General features: G+C 55.4%; 1 rRNA gene. It reads right to left on the reverse strand.

Annotated elements, in window-relative coordinates:
- Positions 1 to 381: ribosomal RNA gene (locus IFU39_RS32535) — 23S ribosomal RNA — on the reverse strand; the annotation flags it as partial.

A 381-nucleotide genomic window follows, 5' to 3' on the forward strand; every position in this document is an offset into this window, starting at 1 on the left:
ATGCGTGGGTTCGGGCCTCCAGTGCGTGTTACCGCACCTTCACCCTGGACAGGGGTAGATCACCCGGTTTCGGGTCTACGTCCACGTACTATGTCGCCCTATTCAGACTCGCTTTCGCTGCGGCTCCGGCTCTTCACCTTAACCTTGCACGGGAACGTAACTCGCCGGTTCATTCTACAAAAGGCACGCCATCACCCCTAAAACGGGCTCTGACTTTTTGTAAGCACACGGTTTCAGGTTCTATTTCACTCCCCTTCCGGGGTGCTTTTCACCTTTCCCTCACGGTACTGCTTCACTATCGGTCGCTAGGAAGTATTTAGCCTTGGCAGATGGTCCTGCCGGATTCATACGGGGTTTCACGTGCCCCGCACTACTCGGGAT

Source organism: Paenibacillus sp. CFBP 13594 (assembly GCF_014842675.1).
GTDB classification, from domain to species: domain Bacteria; phylum Bacillota; class Bacilli; order Paenibacillales; family Paenibacillaceae; genus Paenibacillus; species Paenibacillus amylolyticus_B.